We start from the raw sequence: 14,950 nt of genomic DNA on the forward strand, positions 1-14,950 counted from the left end.
CTCACGCCTGCGCCTCCTCGACGGCGGCCGGGCCGCCGGCGTGCGCGCCCACCGCGGCCGGATCGTCGCCGCCGCGGGCGACCAGGACGGGCATCGCCGGCATGCCGAGCATCGTGGCGCCGGCCGGCGGCCGCCAGGCGTTCGGCTTGCAGCGGTCGTGGCAGGCGCCTTCGGTCGAGCAGCACAGCGAGCAGATCGTGCCGCGGTGGAAGGGGCAGGTCGCCAGGTCGGACACGTCGTAGTCGCCGCCGCACACCGCGCACGGCAACTCCTCCGCGCCCGCGGGGAGTTCGCTGAGCCGGGCGATGTACCAGCGGCCTCGGGTCCCGGCGGCGATCAGCGGCGGCAGCACCAGCGCCAGGCCGACGGACAGGAACGGCGCCAGCGCCGCCGCGGTCGGGCCGAAAACCTTGTAGGAGGCGGTCATCGACACCGCCGCGGCGATCAGCATCGAGCCGAAGCCCACCGGGTTGACGTTGTACAGGTGCGCCCGGTGGAAGACGAGCTGCGGCGGACTCAGCCGCAGCCAGCGCTTGTTGATCACCAGGTCGCTGAACATCGCGGTGATCCAGGCGACGCCGATGTTGGCGTACCAGGTCAGCACCGTGACGATGTGGTGGAAGATGTCCAGCTCCATCAGCACCAGCGCCAGGCCGACCTGGAGGAAGACCCAGGCGGCGCGGCCGGGGTGGCGGTGCAGCAGCCGGGAGAAGAAGTTCGACCAGGACAGCGAACCCGAGTAGGTGTTCATGATGTTGATCTTGAGCTGGGAGAGCAGCACCAGGCTGCCGGCCAGCACCAGCGCCGAGGTGTGGCCGCCGGTCACCCGCTCGAAGACCACCGTGAACAGGTCCACCGGCACCGCGACCACGCTCGCGTCGGCCTTGGTGCCGGCGTAGCCGACCAGCAGCGTGGAGGCGAAGAAGATGGCCACCGCGAACAGCGACATGCCCGGTCCGCCGAAGATCACCGCGAGCCGCCAGCCGCGCTCCCGGCCCGGCTCCGGGTCCTTCATCAGCCGCAGGTAGTCGCCCTGTTCACCGATCTGGGTGGCCAGCGACAGCTGCGCGGCCGCGATGGTGAAGACCGCCAGCACGCCGATCCCGGCCGCCCCCGACGCCGACACGGTGGCCGGCGAGGTCATGTGGTGCCCGGCGTCCGGCGAGGTGATCGCCGCCCCCACCGCCAGGCCGATCAGCGCCACCCACAACGGCCAGGTCCACGCCTGGAACTTGGAGCTGAACGTCATCCCGTACAGCGTCAGCGGGATCATCACCGCGGCCACGAGCACGTACGACAGGTGGATGTCGAGGTGGGTCAGCGCGGTGACCGCCTGCGCCATGATGGCGCCCTCGTAGGCGAGGAAGATCAGCGTGTACGTCGCGTACACCAGCGAGGTGAGGGTCGAGCCGAGGTAGCCGAAGCCCGAACCGCGGGTCAGCAGGTCGATGTCCACGTGCTTGCGGGCGATGGCGAAGGCCAGCACCAAGGTCAGCGGCACCGTCACCGCCGCGGCCACCAGGAAGCCGACCAGCGCGTTGCCGAAGCCGTACGCGTCGACGAAGGCCGCGTCCAGGGCGTACCCCGCCATGGCCGAGATGCCCACCAGGCAGGACAGGAACACCATCCACGGCGACCACTTGCGGAAGGCCGCGGGGGTGAAACGTAGCGAGTAGTCTTCCATCTCCGGGTTGTCGGCCAGGCCCATACCCACCATCTCCTTCGTAGCGGAGCCGTCGCAGGCGGCTTGGCCGGGAAGCTATGAATGGTGTGTTTCGTGCGGATGCCGCGCCGCTTTACGCCTCGCTACGCCGCCCGCCGGGCCGCGCCCACCCCGGCTACCTGCGCTGATCGGCCGCGCCCGGGGCCGGAACGCCGGTCTCGGCCGGCATGCGCCGCTCGCCGGCCGGCCGCGGCGGCTGTTTCGGGCCAGGGCGCTCCGGCGGGAGCAGGGTGTCCAGCCGGCGTGCGGAGCAGCGGCGTTGGGCCAGCGACACGCCGGCCACCGCGGTCCCCAGCACCAGCCAGCCGGCCGGACCGGCGACCATCACCGCGCCGGTGAGCACCACCGGGCCGGCCGACCGCGCCACGCCCTGCGAGACCCCGGCGACCCCGAGGTAGGCCGCCTGCGACCGGGCCGGCGCCATGGAGACCGACAGTTCCCACGAACTCACCGCCCGCATCATCTCCGCGGCGGTCACCGCCACCGCCGCGGCCAGCAGCAGCACCGAGGCGGTGACCGGGCCCCCGCCGGCGGACAGCGCCACCAGGACGCAGCAGGCGAGCAGGGCGCCGCCGTACGCCACCACCGCCCCCAGCGCGCGGCGCGGGCCGTCGATCCGGGCGGACACCGGCATCTGGCAGCCGACGACCAGGATGTTGTTGACGATCATGAACGCGGGCACCACGGTGTGCGGCGCGCTGGTGTGGTTCACCAGCCAGAGCGGCAGGCCGACGTTGAGGATCGCGTCGTCGATGTTCAGGGGCGTGTCGAGCAGGACGAACAGCAGGTAGCCGGGGTCGCGCCACGGGCTCGTGCCGGGTGCCGGCCCGACGACGGCGCCCTGCTCCCGCGCCGGTGCCTCGTACGATCGGCGCGACTCGCGGGTGCGCGCGACCAGCGTGCCGGCGAGCAGGAAGGACAGCGCGTTGCCGAGCACCAGGGCGGTGTACGCGCCGCGGGTGCCCACCGCGAGTCCGAGGGCGGCGACGCCCGCGCCCACGCCGTAGCCGGCGTTCATCATGACGCGCGACAGGGCCCGGTACCGGGTGCGCTCCGGCCCCGCGGCGCGGGTGGCGAAGAGCGTCTCCCAGGTCTTCGCCGCGCGGTCGGCGACGCAGATGACGGCGACCACGGGCAGCAGCGTGCCGAAGTCGCCGCAGACCAGCAGCAGGACGACGGCCGCCATCCGCAGCAGGTGGGACCCGAGCAGCAGGGGGCGGAGCGGGAACCGCCCGGCGAGCCGGCCGGCCAGCGGGGACCCGGCGATGCCGGTCGCGCCGGCCACGCCCAGCAGCAGCCCGACCTGCCGGGCGTCGAGCCCGGTCACGAAGGTGAAGTAGAGCACCGAGACCGCGGACCACATGCCGGAGCCCGTGCGGTCCAGCAGCAGGGCGAAGAGCATCGTCCGCGCGTCGCGGCCGCCCGGCGGGTTCCGTGTCTGGGCGATCAGGCTGCCGTGCCGCTGTCCCCGGTCCGGCCGGCCGGTTCCCCCGCCGCGCATGTGCCCGCCCCTTCGTCGCGAATGTCTCTCGATGTCGAGAGACCACGTGAGTCTGCCCCGCGATATTGCTTGACGTCAAGATACTTGACGTCGACACATGTACGGGGTGGGGTGGGTGGGGCGAGTGCGGTGGATGGCGCGGGTGTCCCGGGCCGTGCGGCCGAGGGCTACGGCAGGTCCTGCGCGTCGGCCGCGCCGCCGCCCGGGTCGCCGCTGTCGGAGGGGGAGGGGGACGCCGACGGGGCGGACGGGGAAGGCCGGACGGACCCGCCCGTGCCGGCGCCGCCCGTACCCGCGCCGCCGCTGGTCCCGGTGCCGCCGCCCGTGTTCGCGCCGCCGCCGGTTCCGGGTCCGGTGCTCGGCGTCCGGGAGGGGGTGGGGGAGGTGGGCGCGGTGCCGCCGGTGCTCGGACGGGTGTCGGACGGCGTGGGGTCGCCCCCGTCCCGCGTGCCGCTGGAGGGGCCGCCGGAGGGGCTCTCCGTGGTCCCGGGGGACGGGGTCTTCTTGGAGTGCGACGAGTTGCCGCCGGTGAAGGCGTTGCCGATGGTCGTGCCGCTGCCGTGGCCGCTGATGTTCTGGCCCGAGGCGAGTTCGCACACCGTGATGCCGCCCATGGTCAGGCCGAACGCGAGCGCCACCGCCGCCGCCGGCCGCTTCCAGCGCAGCCCGCGGGCGCGGTGCACGGTGCCCTCGGAGTAGTCGGTGCTCTCGGGGTCGATGTGGGCGGTGGGCGTGGTGTACGAGGTGTACGCGGTGTACGCGGTGGGGGCCGCGAAGGTGCCGGTGGCGTCCAGGGGGAACGGTCTCGTCGCGTCGGCCGCCGGTTCCGCCTCCGGCTCCACCCGCGGCTCCACCGTCGTGTCCATCACGGGACCGATCGCCGTGGGAGCGGCGGGCGCGGGGGGCTCCACGGCGGTGAACGTACGCGCGGCGGCCGTGCCCGTATCGGCGGCCGGGCGCGTCGCCGTAGCCGCCGTCTCGATCGCCGAGCGGAGGATCTTCGGCTTGACCTGCGTCGCCGCCCCGTGGACGTGCCCGGCCACCTCGTGTACGTGCCGGCCGGTGCGGTGGAAGACGTGCTGGAGGAGCGAGCCGCCGCAGGTGCCCAGCACGCTGACCACTCCGGCGCCCATGATCGTCCCGTACACGCCGAGGTTGGACGCGAGCTTGGCGGCCACGACCGCGGCGACGGCGCTCCCCGCCACCTGCGGCACGCTCAGGTCGAGGCGCCGGCCCTTCCCCGGGTGCTTGCCCAGGTCGGGGCGCTCGCCCTGTTCCACCTGCTCGCCCTGCTCCGGGGGCTCGTCGCCGACCCGTCCCGCTCCCATGTCAGACACTGCCCACCTCTCACGGTCAACCGCAAGAACAGACGGACAGCTGATGGCATAAAGTTCCTTTTGCGCTCTTTTCGTGAACTACGCCACTCCGTGCCGCCCGGCCCCCGCCGACGCGCCTGACCTGGGCGGACAGCAAAGCGCAAGCGGGGTACTACGCTTGGCCGATGGCGCGATACCTCGACGTACATCCTGAGAATCCCCAGCCGCGCATCATCAGCGGAGTGGCCGACAGCATCCGGTCCGGCGCGCTCGTCGCCTACCCGACGGACTCCTGCTACGCCCTCGGCTGCCGGCTGGGCAACCGCGACGGGATCGACCGAATCCGGTCCATCCGCAACCTCGACGACCGGCACCACTTCACCCTGATGTGCCAGAACTTCGCGCAGCTCGGCCAGCTCGTGCAGATCGACAACGACGTGTTCCGGGCGATCAAGGCGGCGACCCCGGGCAGTTACACCTTCATCCTCCCGGCCACCCGCGAAGTGCCCCGGCAACTGCTGCACGCCAAGAAGAAGACCGTCGGCGTCCGCATCCCCGACCACGTCGTCACCCAGGCGCTCCTCGCCGAACTCGGCGAACCCCTCGTCTCCAGCACCCTCCTGCTGCCCGACGAGGGCGAGCCGCTGACCCAGGGCTGGGAGATCAAGGAACGGCTCGACCACGTCGTCGACGCCGTGGTCGACTCCGGCGACTGCGGCACCGAGCCCACCACCGTCGTGGACTTCTCCAGCGGCGCGAGCGAAATCCTCCGCCACGGCGCCGGCGACCCCACGCGCTTCGAGTAGGAGCCCGCCCGGCCCGCATACGTCTGCCGGGGCCCCGGCACCCGTGCGTGCCGGGAGTTCACGGCCCGGCGGTGGTGGGGTAGGACACTCTGGTGGTCGGGTGTCGGGGGGAGGCGGCGTGGTGCGTCTTGCGAACGTGGGTCGGTCGCTGTTGATGGCTGCTGGGACGGTTGCCACGGATGACTGGGCGGAGGGCATGCACGGGCGCGGCCTCGCGTACGGCGGTGCGTCCTCGTTCCTGGCCGGTCTACTGGTGTTCCAGGGCGGCGACTGGTGGAGCAAGCACCGGAAGCGTGACCGCTCGGACCCGGTGCCACCGATCCCTCGCGGTGGTGGGACGTCCGGGGAGCACGGCGCCGGCGACCCCACGCGCTTCGAGTAGGCCCCCGGGTGGGGGTGGGGTTGTGTCCACCCCGTTCGGGGTTTCAACTGCAGCGTGCGGGTGTGCGGGCCACGGCAGGGTTGAACTTGTCGAAGGAACGCGGGGGAACCCACTGTTCCGGGCCGCACGGGCCGCGACCGTAGCTGTGGGGGAGACCCTCATGACCGCACGATTCCTGTCGTCAACCAAGCGCCGGCGTACGGCGATCGCCGTGGGGGTGGCCGCGGCGCTGACCGGGGTGCTCGCCGGGTGCGGGCACTCCGGGACCGGTGCTTCCCACCCCGCCGCCGCGTCGCACTCCGCCGGGAGTGCGCAAGCCGGGGCGACCGGCGCCGGTTCGACGTTGCGTATGGTCGGCAACCAGGGGCATCGGTTGGCGTTTCACGTGACCGCTGGGCATCAGCCCGCGATCGTGCTGGACGCGGGTGGCGGTCTTGACTCGTCGTACTGGAAGACCATCGTGCCGGTGCTGGCGAAGAAGACCGGGTCGGAGATCATCACCTACGACCGGGCGGGGATGGGTGCCAGCGACGCGGTGCCGGGTCCGTGGAAGGTGCGGAGCGCGGTCTCGGATCTGGAGGCCGGGCTCACCGATCTGGGGGCCACCCACGACGTGATCCTGGTGGCGCATTCGGAGGCCGGGGAGATCGCCACGTATGCCACCCGGCAGCACCCGGGGCAGTTCGCCGGGGCCGTGCTGGTGGACGCGAGCGTGCCGCAGTTCTCCACGGACGCCGAGGTGGCCCGGGTCGCGGCGGCCACCCAGGCGCAGGTCGACGCGTTGAAGGGCAAGCCCGTGACGAAGGCGGACCGTCAACTGCTGGCGGTCGCCGCCGATTACGTGGCGGACCAGCACGCGTACCACCGGACCGCGTGGCCGGTGAGCGTGCCCGCCACCGTGATCGTGTCCGAGCAGACGCCGTTCCCGACCTCGCCGCCCGACGCGCAGGCGTGGCGTGCCGCGCAGGCCGCGTTCGCGAAGGAGGCGTCCAACCGGCGTCTGGTCACGGCCGCGCACAGCTCGCACGACATCCCCGTCGACCGCCCCGACATCGTCGAGGCGCAGATCGAAGCCATGGTGACGGCCACCCGCTGACCGTATCGGCCGCTGGAGCGTGCCGGCCGTGGACCGCCGGTCGTGACGGCCCGTCGTGACCGCGCGCCGTGGCGGCCGGTCGTCACCGACGGTCGTCGGTCCGCTGCTTCGTCACCTGGAGCACGGCGGCGAGCAGTTCCTCGGCGGCCGGGCGGGCGGAGGGGTGCGGCAGGACGAACGACGTGGGTTCCAGGATCGGCCGGTCCGGCTCGACGAACGCCACGGCGGCCGAGTCCGCGTGCGCGGTGTGCGCGGGCAGCACCGTCCAGCACCGTCCCGCGGCGACCGGGCCGAGCAGGATGTCCTGTGCCGTGACGAGGGTGGGGCCGGGCCTCGGCGTGAAGCCGGCCGCCTTGCACGCGTCGGTGATCAGGTCGAACGTGTCGGGGTTCTCCTCGCGGGTCGTCCTCGACAGTGGCAGGTCGGCGAGGCCGATCAGGCCGGCGGCGACCTGCGCGCGGCCGGCCGGTACCGCGAGGAGCAGCGGCTCGTCCCACAGATGACGCACCCTCAGGCGCGGATTCCTCGGCACCGCCGCGACGAACGCGGCGTCGAGGTCGCCGCCCAGCACCGCGTCGACCTTCTCCGGGGCCGACCGGGTCGTCGTCAGATGCACCGTGACGGCCGGGCGCCGCTTGCGGAACTCGGTGAGGATGTCCTCCAGTCGGCGGCCGAGGCCCGGGTTGCCGCCCAGGCGCAGCGTTCCCGTCGAGCCCGCCGCGAGATCCGCCGCCGCGGTCGCGGCCCGGTCGACGGCGCGCAGCACCCGGCGCGCGTGCGGCAGAAAGGCTTCGCCGTCGGGGGTGAGCCTCGCCTGCCGGCGGGAGCGGTCGAACAGGTCGAGTCCGAGTTCGCGTTCCAGGCCGGCGATCTGCTTGCTCACCGCGGGCTGCACGATGTGCAGATGCGCCGCGGCCCGGCCGAAGTGGCCGAACTCCGCGACAGCGACGAAATAACGCAGTTGCCGGAGCTCCATCGTTGATCTCCATTGATTCCGTTTGGTGATGAGTCTACGGGCGCATCGGTCATTGACCACCCCTCGCCGAGCCCGGTGGACTGGTGCCCGGACGAACGGGAAACCAGGGAGTGCACGTGGTCGAATCAATCGCCGAACCCGATCCGGGGCGCGGCACGGACCCGCGACGCTGGTCGGCGTTCGCGGTGTGCCTGATCGCCGGGTTCATGACGTTGCTCGACGTGAGCATCGTCAACGTGGCGATGCCGTCGATGCAGGCCGGGCTCGGCGTCTCCTCCGGCGAGTTGTCGTGGACGGTGGCCGGCTACACGCTGGCCTTCGGACTGGTGCTCGTGCCCGCCGGCCGGCTCGGCGACGTGTTCGGACGCCGTACGCTCCTGCTGTCCGGCCTGGTGCTGTTCACCGTGACCAGCCTGGCCTGCGGGTCGGCCCCCTCCGGAGAGTGGCTGGTGTCCGCCCGGCTGGCCCAGGGGGTCGCGGGCGGGTTGCTCGCGCCGCAGGTGGTCGGCGTGATGCAGCAGTTGTTCGTCGGGCGGGAACGCGGTGTCGCCTACGGCTGGTACGCCGCCATGATCGCGGCGGCGACCGCCGTCGGGCCGGTGGCCGGCGGGCTGATCGTCCAGGGAGCCGGGAACGCGAACGGGTGGCGGTGGGTGTTCCTGGTGAACGTGCCGATCGGCGTCGTCGCGTATGCCCTCGGGGCGCGTCGCATCCCTCACGACCGCCGGCGGCTCGACCGGACACGCGGCCGTACCGTCCGGTTCGACCCCGTCGGCGTGCTGCTGCTCGGCGCCGGCATCACCTTGGTCACCTTGCCGTTGACCTCCTTCGGCGGCGCGCAGCGATGGCCGGCCGTCGGCCTCGGCGTGGTGGTGCTGGTCGGCTTCGCGGGGTGGGAGCGACGGTGCGGCGGGCGCGGTGGGCAGCCGCTGATCAATCCGGCGCTGCTGCGGCAGCGGTCGTACGTCTTCGCCGCGCTCATCGGGGTGCCGTACTTCGCCGGGTACAGCGCCATTCCCTTCATCACCTCGCTCTACCTCCAACAGGGGCTCGGCTATACGGCACTTGCCTCGGGCGCGACCGGGGTGCCGTTCGCGGTCGGAGCCGCGGCCGGCGCCGCGTTGACCGGACGGTTCGTCATCCGGCTCGGCCGCCTCCTGGTCCTGCTCGGCGCGGTCACCGTGGTGATCGGGCTCGCCGCCACCGTCGTCCTGATCCGCACCGTGCACGGCACCCCGATCTGGCTGGTCCTGCTGGGGCCGTTCCTGCTCTCCGGCGCCGGCAGCGGGGTGGTCGTCGGGCCGAACCTGACGCTGGCGCTGCACGAGGTGCCCCCGTCCGAAGGCGGTACCGCCGCCGCGGCGCTCCAGACCGCTCAGCGCATCGGAGCGGCGGTCGGCCTCGCCGTCACCAGCTCGGCGTTCTTCGGCGCGCTGCGCGCTTCGCACCGACGGTTCCCCGCCGCTGCGGGCAAGGGGCTGCTGTACTGCATCGGTTTCATCGCGCTTGCCCTGGTCGTGGCCGCGGCCGACGTCGCCTTCGCCGCGCGCTCCAAGTCCGGGCCGCCCGCGGCCTCCCCCGAACCGGCAGCGCTGAGCCGCTGACGCCGGCCGTACGGGGCGCTCCCGCTCTCGCCGCGGATCACCGCTCGGCGAGCGGCGCCTCCGGCCACGGAACGAAGCCGCGCGACTGGTCGAGCCGGAACGGTGCACCGGGGCGCGCGGGCGCCCAGCCGAGGACCAGGGCCTGCCGTACGGCGGCCGCGACGTCCGCCGGCAGAACCGAACGCCCCGTCCGACCGACCCAGTTGGACAGGTGCGGCTGGTCGGTGGTGACGAGGAGAACGGCGCCGGGCCGGTCGGCGCTCTCCACCGCGTACGTGGCGGGCGACCAGCACAGCCCCTGGGAGTAGGTGGGCCTCGCCCGGAGCCGCCACCGGTATGCCGCACCATCGACCACGGTGCGCCGTGATCCCTTTCCGGCCAGTGTCATGTGTCCCCTTTCGACGCGTCCGAACGTGCCGAAGGTAGTCCCACACGTCCGCGCGGGGCGAGACCAAGGGGCAGTGACGGTCCGTCGGCCGGCCCGCGCCGCCAGGGGCACCGAAAGCCGGAGCTGTCCGCGGCGCGGGGGCCTGGGATTCCGGCTGGGCGAAGCCGTAGCGCAGCGGTCGACGCGCGCGGTCTCCAAAACCGCGAGGACGCCGGTTCGAATCCGGCCGGCTTCGTCCACCTCGCGCAGCCGGCCGCCTCCTCCGACACGTTTCCGCTCGCGGAGGGGGCCGGGATCTCTGGCAGCGGCGGGGCTTTCGGGCACTGTGGAGCCGGCTGAGCCGAGCCGGCGCGGTCACTGCGGGGCGCCGCTGACGACGGCCTGCGGGCGGTAGGAGAGCACGGGGTCCGCCCACCCCCCGAGGCGGCGGCTGAGCCCGAACCGCCGCGGCAGCCACCAGCGCCTGCGCACGCACCCCGCCGCGGCGTGCGACCACTCCGGACCGGACAGATCCTCCACGCCCCACCAGGTCTTGACCGCCTTCTCCCCGTGGAGTTTCAGCAGCGGCCATCGCGGCAGGTGCAAGCCGACGTGGAACATCGACACGTCGTCGCCGCACTTGGTGGTGTAGAAGAACCGGTGGACGTCCGTACAGCTCGCGCCCAAGCCGCAGTCGAGACCTTGCGTGCCCCCCAGCCACGCCAGGGCCAGCCTGCCGCCCGCCGGAATCGACGGCACCAGGACCGGGTTGAACCACGTCTCGTGGTCCAGGCCGCGGCCGAGACCCGTGCGGAGCGACTGCGCGACGACGACGTTCGTGGCGGGGCCGGCGCCGACGTTGACCAGCCACCACTTCGGCTCGCCGCTCGTTCCCTGGCCGCTCTCCCACATGAACTGGAGCACCGGCATCTCGGAGCGCCGGTCCGACGCGTACGCGAGGAAGAGCGATCCCAGCGACACGAGTACGGCCAGCACCGAGATCGACAGCGTCAGCATCGTCCCCCCATACGGCGAGCGGCAGTTGGAACTACAGCCAGTGTGCCCGCCGACGGGCCCGGTGGGTCGGGGTCGCGGGGTGAACTCCCGCGTGCGGTGCGGCAGCCGGTGGACGGCCGGGTTGCCCCGGGCGCCGGGCGGCTGCCGCACCGGGTGGGGGTCAGCGCCGGGTGGTGAGGGCGTAGAGGTTGCCGTCGTAGGCGGTGACGAGGAGGAGGTGGTCGGCGACGGCGGGAGTGCCGTCGACGGGGGCGCCGATGTCGACGGCGGCGCGCCTGGCGCCGGTGGCCTTGTCGAAGGCGTAGAGGAAGCCGTCCATGGAGCCGATCCACACCAGGTCGCCGGCGACGGTCGGGGAGGAGACGATCGCGGCGCCGGTCATCACGCTCCACTTCTGGCCGCCGGTGGCCTTGTCGACGGCGGTGACCCGGCCGTCGGTGAACCCGACGTAGACCGTGGTGCCGTCGACCGCCGGGGAGGAGCCCATCTGCGCGGCCTCGTGCACGGAGGGGCCGGTGGAGGTGAAGCGCCACTTCTCGGCGGCGGTGGTGGCGTCGCGGGCGACCAGGATGTTGCCGAACGCGCCCGCGTACGCGGTGTCGCCGTCGACGGCGGGCGTGGAGTGGGTCAGGGCGCCGAGCTGGCTGGAGGCAGCGAGGCGGGTACCGGTGGCCCGGTCCAGGATGACGAGCTCGGAGGGGTTGGAGTTGATGTAGACCTTGTCGCCGACCACGGTGGGGGCGGTGCTGTTCCACCAGCCGCCGTCCAGGGGCGCCGACCACAGGACGCGGCCGCTGAGGGCGTCGATGGCGCTGCACTGGGGGGTCGCCCCGTAGCCGATGGCGTACACGGTGGTGTCCACGACGGTGGGGGAGGTGTACGCCCAGCCGCCGAGGGTGGCGTTGACGCCGGGCAGCATCAGGCTCCAACGCTGCTTTCCGGTACGGGCGTCGACCGCGTGCAGCAGGCCGTGGACCTCGGTGGCGTAGACGGTGTCGGCGCTGACCGCGGGGGTGCCCTGGATCTGTGAGCGGGTGGGGAAGCGCCACAACTGCCCGCCGGTGGCGGTGTCGACGGCGACCAGGCCGTTGCCGGCTTCGGCGTCGTTGTCCCAAGTGCCCCAGTAGGCCACGCCGGAGGCGATGACCGGGGAGCTCATGACGGTGGCGGCGCCGGAGCGGTGGCTCCACAGGAGGTCCAGCTCGGGGCCGACCCGGCCGGCGGCGATGCCGGTGTGGGCGGGGCCGCCGTGGAACTGCTGCAGCTCGGGCCGGTTGGCGACGGCGGGAACCGCGGCGGGCGCGGCGGTGACGGTGAAGGTGGTCTCCGCGCTCCAGGCGGTGTTGCCGCGGGCGTGGACGCGCAGTTGCGCGGTGTGCCGCCCGAGGCCGAGCTGCTTGGTGTTCCAGGGGGCGGACCAGGTGAACAGGCCGGTGCGCATCAGGTCGTTCCAGCCGCCGCGGTCGTCGACGCGGAAGCGGACCCACTCGATCTCGGCCGAGGTGTCGAACACGTTGACCTGGAAGTCGGTGCGCGTGCGGGCGACGGTCTGCCCGGGCAGGGGGTTGAGGAACGCGGTGCGGCGCTCGTAGTCGTAGGGCCGGAAAGTGCTCCTGACCCCCTTGGTGGTGACCGCGAACTCGCGGTAGCCCATCGGGCTCTGGTCGTCGTTGTAGTTCGACGAACTGGTGTTGTACTGCACCGTGTTGGGCGCGATGCGCTCGGAGACGTAGTTCGCGTGGCTGTGGCCGTTGAGCAGCGTGCGCGGTCCGTAGGGGGCCAGCGCGTCGAGGTACGACTGGAGTTGGACGGTGGAGCCGCCGGCCGCGGGGGTGTCCCAGGGCTCGTGGGTGGCCACGATCAGCTTCTTCATCCGGCCCTTGGAGTCCCGCGCGTGCAGCTTCAGATCCTGCTGGAGCCAGGCGAGTTGCTCGGCGACACCGAAGCCGCCGTTGTTCTCCAGCACGACGAAGTGGCAGCCGCGGTAGTCGAAGGAGTACCACTCCGGGCCCAGGTAGGAGCGGTAACGGTCGGTGCCCAACGAGCCGCCGCCACCGTGGTCGTGGTTGCCGACGACCGGCCACACCGGCAGCGGCGAGTTCTTCAACGCGGCCAGCAGCCCCTGGAACATCCCGTCCGCGCCGTCGAAGGACAGGTCGCCGGTGTTCAGGATGAACGCGGGAGCGGCCGTCAGCGCGCCGATCTGCTCCAGGTAGCGGCTGATCCGGCCGATCGCGGCACCCTTGTCGTCGCTCGGCGGCTCGGGGATGTCGATGGTGTTCACATGGGTGTCGGAGATCTGGGTGAAGGTGAACGCGCTGCCGCCGGCGGCGTGGTCGCGGTCGAGACCGAAGTCGGCGGTCACCTGGGAACCGGCGCTCAGGGCGCCGACCCGGCGGTAGAAGCGGGGGACGCGGTACTGGTCGAGCGGCGCGGTGCAGCCGTCGGGCACGCAGATGAAGACGATGGTCTGCGCGCGGCGGCCCGGGTCCACGCTCAGGTGGTACGCCCCGTCGCGGTCGGTCAGGACGGTCTGCACCCCGTCGCTGACGGCGACCCCCGCGATGCCGGGGTTGCCGTGGCCCGCCGTCCCGTTCTTCCTGCGGTCCAGGTACACCACCCCCGAAACCGTCGCGGTGGCGCCGGAGTCGGCGGCCGCCGACCCGCTCAGCGCCGGGGAGATGTCCAAGGTGAGCGCGGCGGCCGCGGCGGCGCCCGCGCCCATCAACGTACGTCGGGTCATGTCGTGGTTGCACATGGTCCCCACCCTCGGCCGCACCGGCGTAGCCCCCGCGAGGAGCGGCGAACCGGCGCGTGAACAGCCTCTGAAATCTGGACTAGACCCGTTATCGCTCCGTTATGGAATGGGCGGACGCCGAGGTGCGGTGGACGGAACAAGTTGGCCCTGGGCGCAAGGTGTTTGGTCGTGCGGGGGTGCGGTGGGGGCGGCGCGAGGTCACACCCAGCCGCGGCGGGCGGCGGCCAGGGCGGCCTGGAAGCGGGTGGTCGCGCCGAGGGCGGTCATCAGGGCCTGGATGCGCCGCTGCGTGGTGCGCGGGCTCCACCCCTGGGTTCTGGCGATCGCGGCGTCGGTCAGCCCGGAGGTGAGGAGCATGAGCAGGGTCCTGGTCTCCTCGCTCGGCGCAGCCGACGCCCCGGCGATCCCGGCGATCCCGGCCCCCGGCGCCTCCACGGCTCCCGCGGCCCCCTGCGACAGCCCCGGCCCGCCCGCGCCGAGCGGCACCGCCCGGTCCCACTCCGCCTCGAACAGCGCCTCCAGCGCCGCCAGGATCGGGGACGGGTGGACCAGGTACGCCGCGGAGTGCCCGCCGGCCGACAGGCTGAACGGGATGAGCGCCGCCACGTCGTCGCGTATGACGAGCTTCAACGGCAACTCGCCGCGCACCCGCGCCTGTTCACCGGCCTGCACGCTCGGCAGGATGTCGTCGAGGAGCCGGCCCGGCCACGCCACCGCGTCACGCGAGTAGATCACCCGGTGTGCCATCCCGATGCGCTGCCGCCGCAGCTGGTGCTGGAGGTTGCTGCCCGGCCGGTCGATGTACGGCGGCAGGTCGAACGCCCGCACCTCGCGCTCCGCCTCGTTGATCAGCCGTCCGGCGGCCGCGCTGATGTCGTCACGGTGGGTGAGCAACTCCACCGCGATGTCAGGGTCGTTGATGCGCAGCGCCTCGCGGTGCGTCTCCGCGAGGCGCTGCACCAGCGTGCGCGCCGCGTCGAGCCGGCGCTGCCGCTCCTGGATCAGCGCGGTGACCGCGACGTCCGGCGGGGCGGCGGTGAAGCGCGGCGGCCTGCCGCCGGCCCGGGTCGCGAGGCCCTTGGCGACCAGCGCCGCGAGCACCTTCGCGACGGCGGCGGTGCTGCCGCCGGACGCCTCGGCCAGCTCCGAGGCGCTGGACCGGGGAAGGCCGACCAGCGCCGTGTAGACGCGCTCTGTTTCCGCACCGAGTCCCAGGACGTCAAGTTTCATGGTTTCTCCGTACTCGTGTGGCGGCCCGCAGCCACCTGGCACAACCCGGCCAACGTGAACATCTTGCGCATGATCGACCGCAGTTGGCATCTTCCACCGCACAGGGTGTCGTTCCCGTGTCGACGCAGCCCCGGAAGCGCCGCCCGTTCCTTCCCTGTGCGCCCGCACTCGCAC

11 protein-coding genes and 1 tRNA gene are annotated in these 14,950 nt (G+C 72.8%); 4 read left to right on the plus strand and 8 right to left on the minus strand.

The window, feature by feature from the left end; genetic code table 11:
- Window position 1: 1 nt before the first annotated feature.
- The 3 genes from OG370_RS38400 to OG370_RS38410 all read right to left on the minus strand — a co-directional run bounded on the left by OG370_RS38400 (window position 2) and on the right by OG370_RS38410 (window position 4,552).
- Window positions 2–1,708: a purine-cytosine permease family protein gene (locus OG370_RS38400; protein WP_328472641.1), complete on the minus strand. Its 1,707-nt coding sequence runs from the start codon at window positions 1,706–1,708 to the stop codon at window positions 2–4.
- 130 nt (window positions 1,709–1,838) lie between these two features.
- A complete protein-coding gene (locus OG370_RS38405) occupies window positions 1,839–3,224 on the minus strand; it encodes an MFS transporter (RefSeq protein ID WP_328472643.1) in 1,386 nt (461 codons plus the stop codon).
- Between the two features lie 167 nt (window positions 3,225–3,391).
- Window positions 3,392–4,552 carry a hypothetical protein gene (locus OG370_RS38410; protein WP_328474826.1) on the minus strand — a complete coding sequence of 387 codons (1,161 nt, stop codon included), beginning with the start codon at window positions 4,550–4,552 and terminating at the stop codon, window positions 3,392–3,394.
- A gap of 173 nt (window positions 4,553–4,725) precedes the next feature.
- Here OG370_RS38410 and OG370_RS38415 point away from each other — a divergent pair, with 173 nt between their 5' ends.
- On the plus strand, window positions 4,726–5,346 hold the full coding sequence (locus tag OG370_RS38415; protein ID WP_328472645.1) for an L-threonylcarbamoyladenylate synthase: 621 nt from the start codon (window positions 4,726–4,728) through the stop codon (window positions 5,344–5,346).
- 542 nt (window positions 5,347–5,888) lie between these two features.
- On the plus strand, window positions 5,889–6,824 hold the full coding sequence (locus tag OG370_RS38420; RefSeq protein WP_328472647.1) for an alpha/beta fold hydrolase: 936 nt from the start codon (window positions 5,889–5,891) through the stop codon (window positions 6,822–6,824).
- A gap of 82 nt (window positions 6,825–6,906) precedes the next feature.
- Here the strand turns inward: OG370_RS38420 and OG370_RS38425 are convergent, their stop codons facing one another.
- Window positions 6,907–7,800 (minus strand): LysR family transcriptional regulator, encoded by an 894-nt coding sequence (locus OG370_RS38425; protein ID WP_328472649.1) that lies wholly within the window; start codon window positions 7,798–7,800, stop codon window positions 6,907–6,909.
- 116 nt (window positions 7,801–7,916) lie between these two features.
- Here OG370_RS38425 and OG370_RS38430 point away from each other — a divergent pair, with 116 nt between their 5' ends.
- Window positions 7,917–9,404: an MFS transporter gene (locus OG370_RS38430; RefSeq protein WP_328472651.1), complete on the plus strand. Its 1,488-nt coding sequence runs from the start codon at window positions 7,917–7,919 to the stop codon at window positions 9,402–9,404.
- A 37-nt stretch (window positions 9,405–9,441) separates the two neighbouring features.
- Here the strand turns inward: OG370_RS38430 and OG370_RS38435 are convergent, their stop codons facing one another.
- Window positions 9,442–9,792 carry a hypothetical protein gene (locus OG370_RS38435; protein ID WP_328472653.1) on the minus strand — a complete coding sequence of 117 codons (351 nt, stop codon included), beginning with the start codon at window positions 9,790–9,792 and terminating at the stop codon, window positions 9,442–9,444.
- A gap of 160 nt (window positions 9,793–9,952) precedes the next feature.
- Between OG370_RS38435 and OG370_RS38440 the strand changes: the two genes are divergently transcribed.
- Window positions 9,953–10,027: transfer RNA gene (locus tag OG370_RS38440), tRNA-Trp, on the plus strand.
- Window positions 10,028–10,146: 119 nt separating this feature from the next.
- On the opposite strand, the gene OG370_RS38445 is transcribed toward OG370_RS38440, so the two are convergent.
- The 3 genes from OG370_RS38445 to OG370_RS38455 form a co-directional block, all read right to left on the minus strand.
- Window positions 10,147–10,788: a hypothetical protein gene (locus tag OG370_RS38445; protein WP_328472655.1), complete on the minus strand. Its 642-nt coding sequence runs from the start codon at window positions 10,786–10,788 to the stop codon at window positions 10,147–10,149.
- A 160-nt stretch (window positions 10,789–10,948) separates the two neighbouring features.
- On the minus strand, window positions 10,949–13,531 hold the full coding sequence (locus OG370_RS38450; RefSeq protein WP_328472657.1) for an outer membrane protein assembly factor BamB family protein: 2,583 nt from the start codon (window positions 13,529–13,531) through the stop codon (window positions 10,949–10,951).
- A gap of 213 nt (window positions 13,532–13,744) precedes the next feature.
- Complete coding sequence (locus tag OG370_RS38455) at window positions 13,745–14,776, minus strand: helix-turn-helix domain-containing protein (protein WP_328472659.1); 1,032 nt, start codon at window positions 14,774–14,776, stop codon at window positions 13,745–13,747.
- Window positions 14,777–14,950: the final 174 nt, after the last annotated feature.

The sequence above is a fragment of the Streptomyces sp. NBC_00448 genome (assembly GCF_036014115.1).
GTDB lineage: Bacteria > Actinomycetota > Actinomycetes > Streptomycetales > Streptomycetaceae > Actinacidiphila.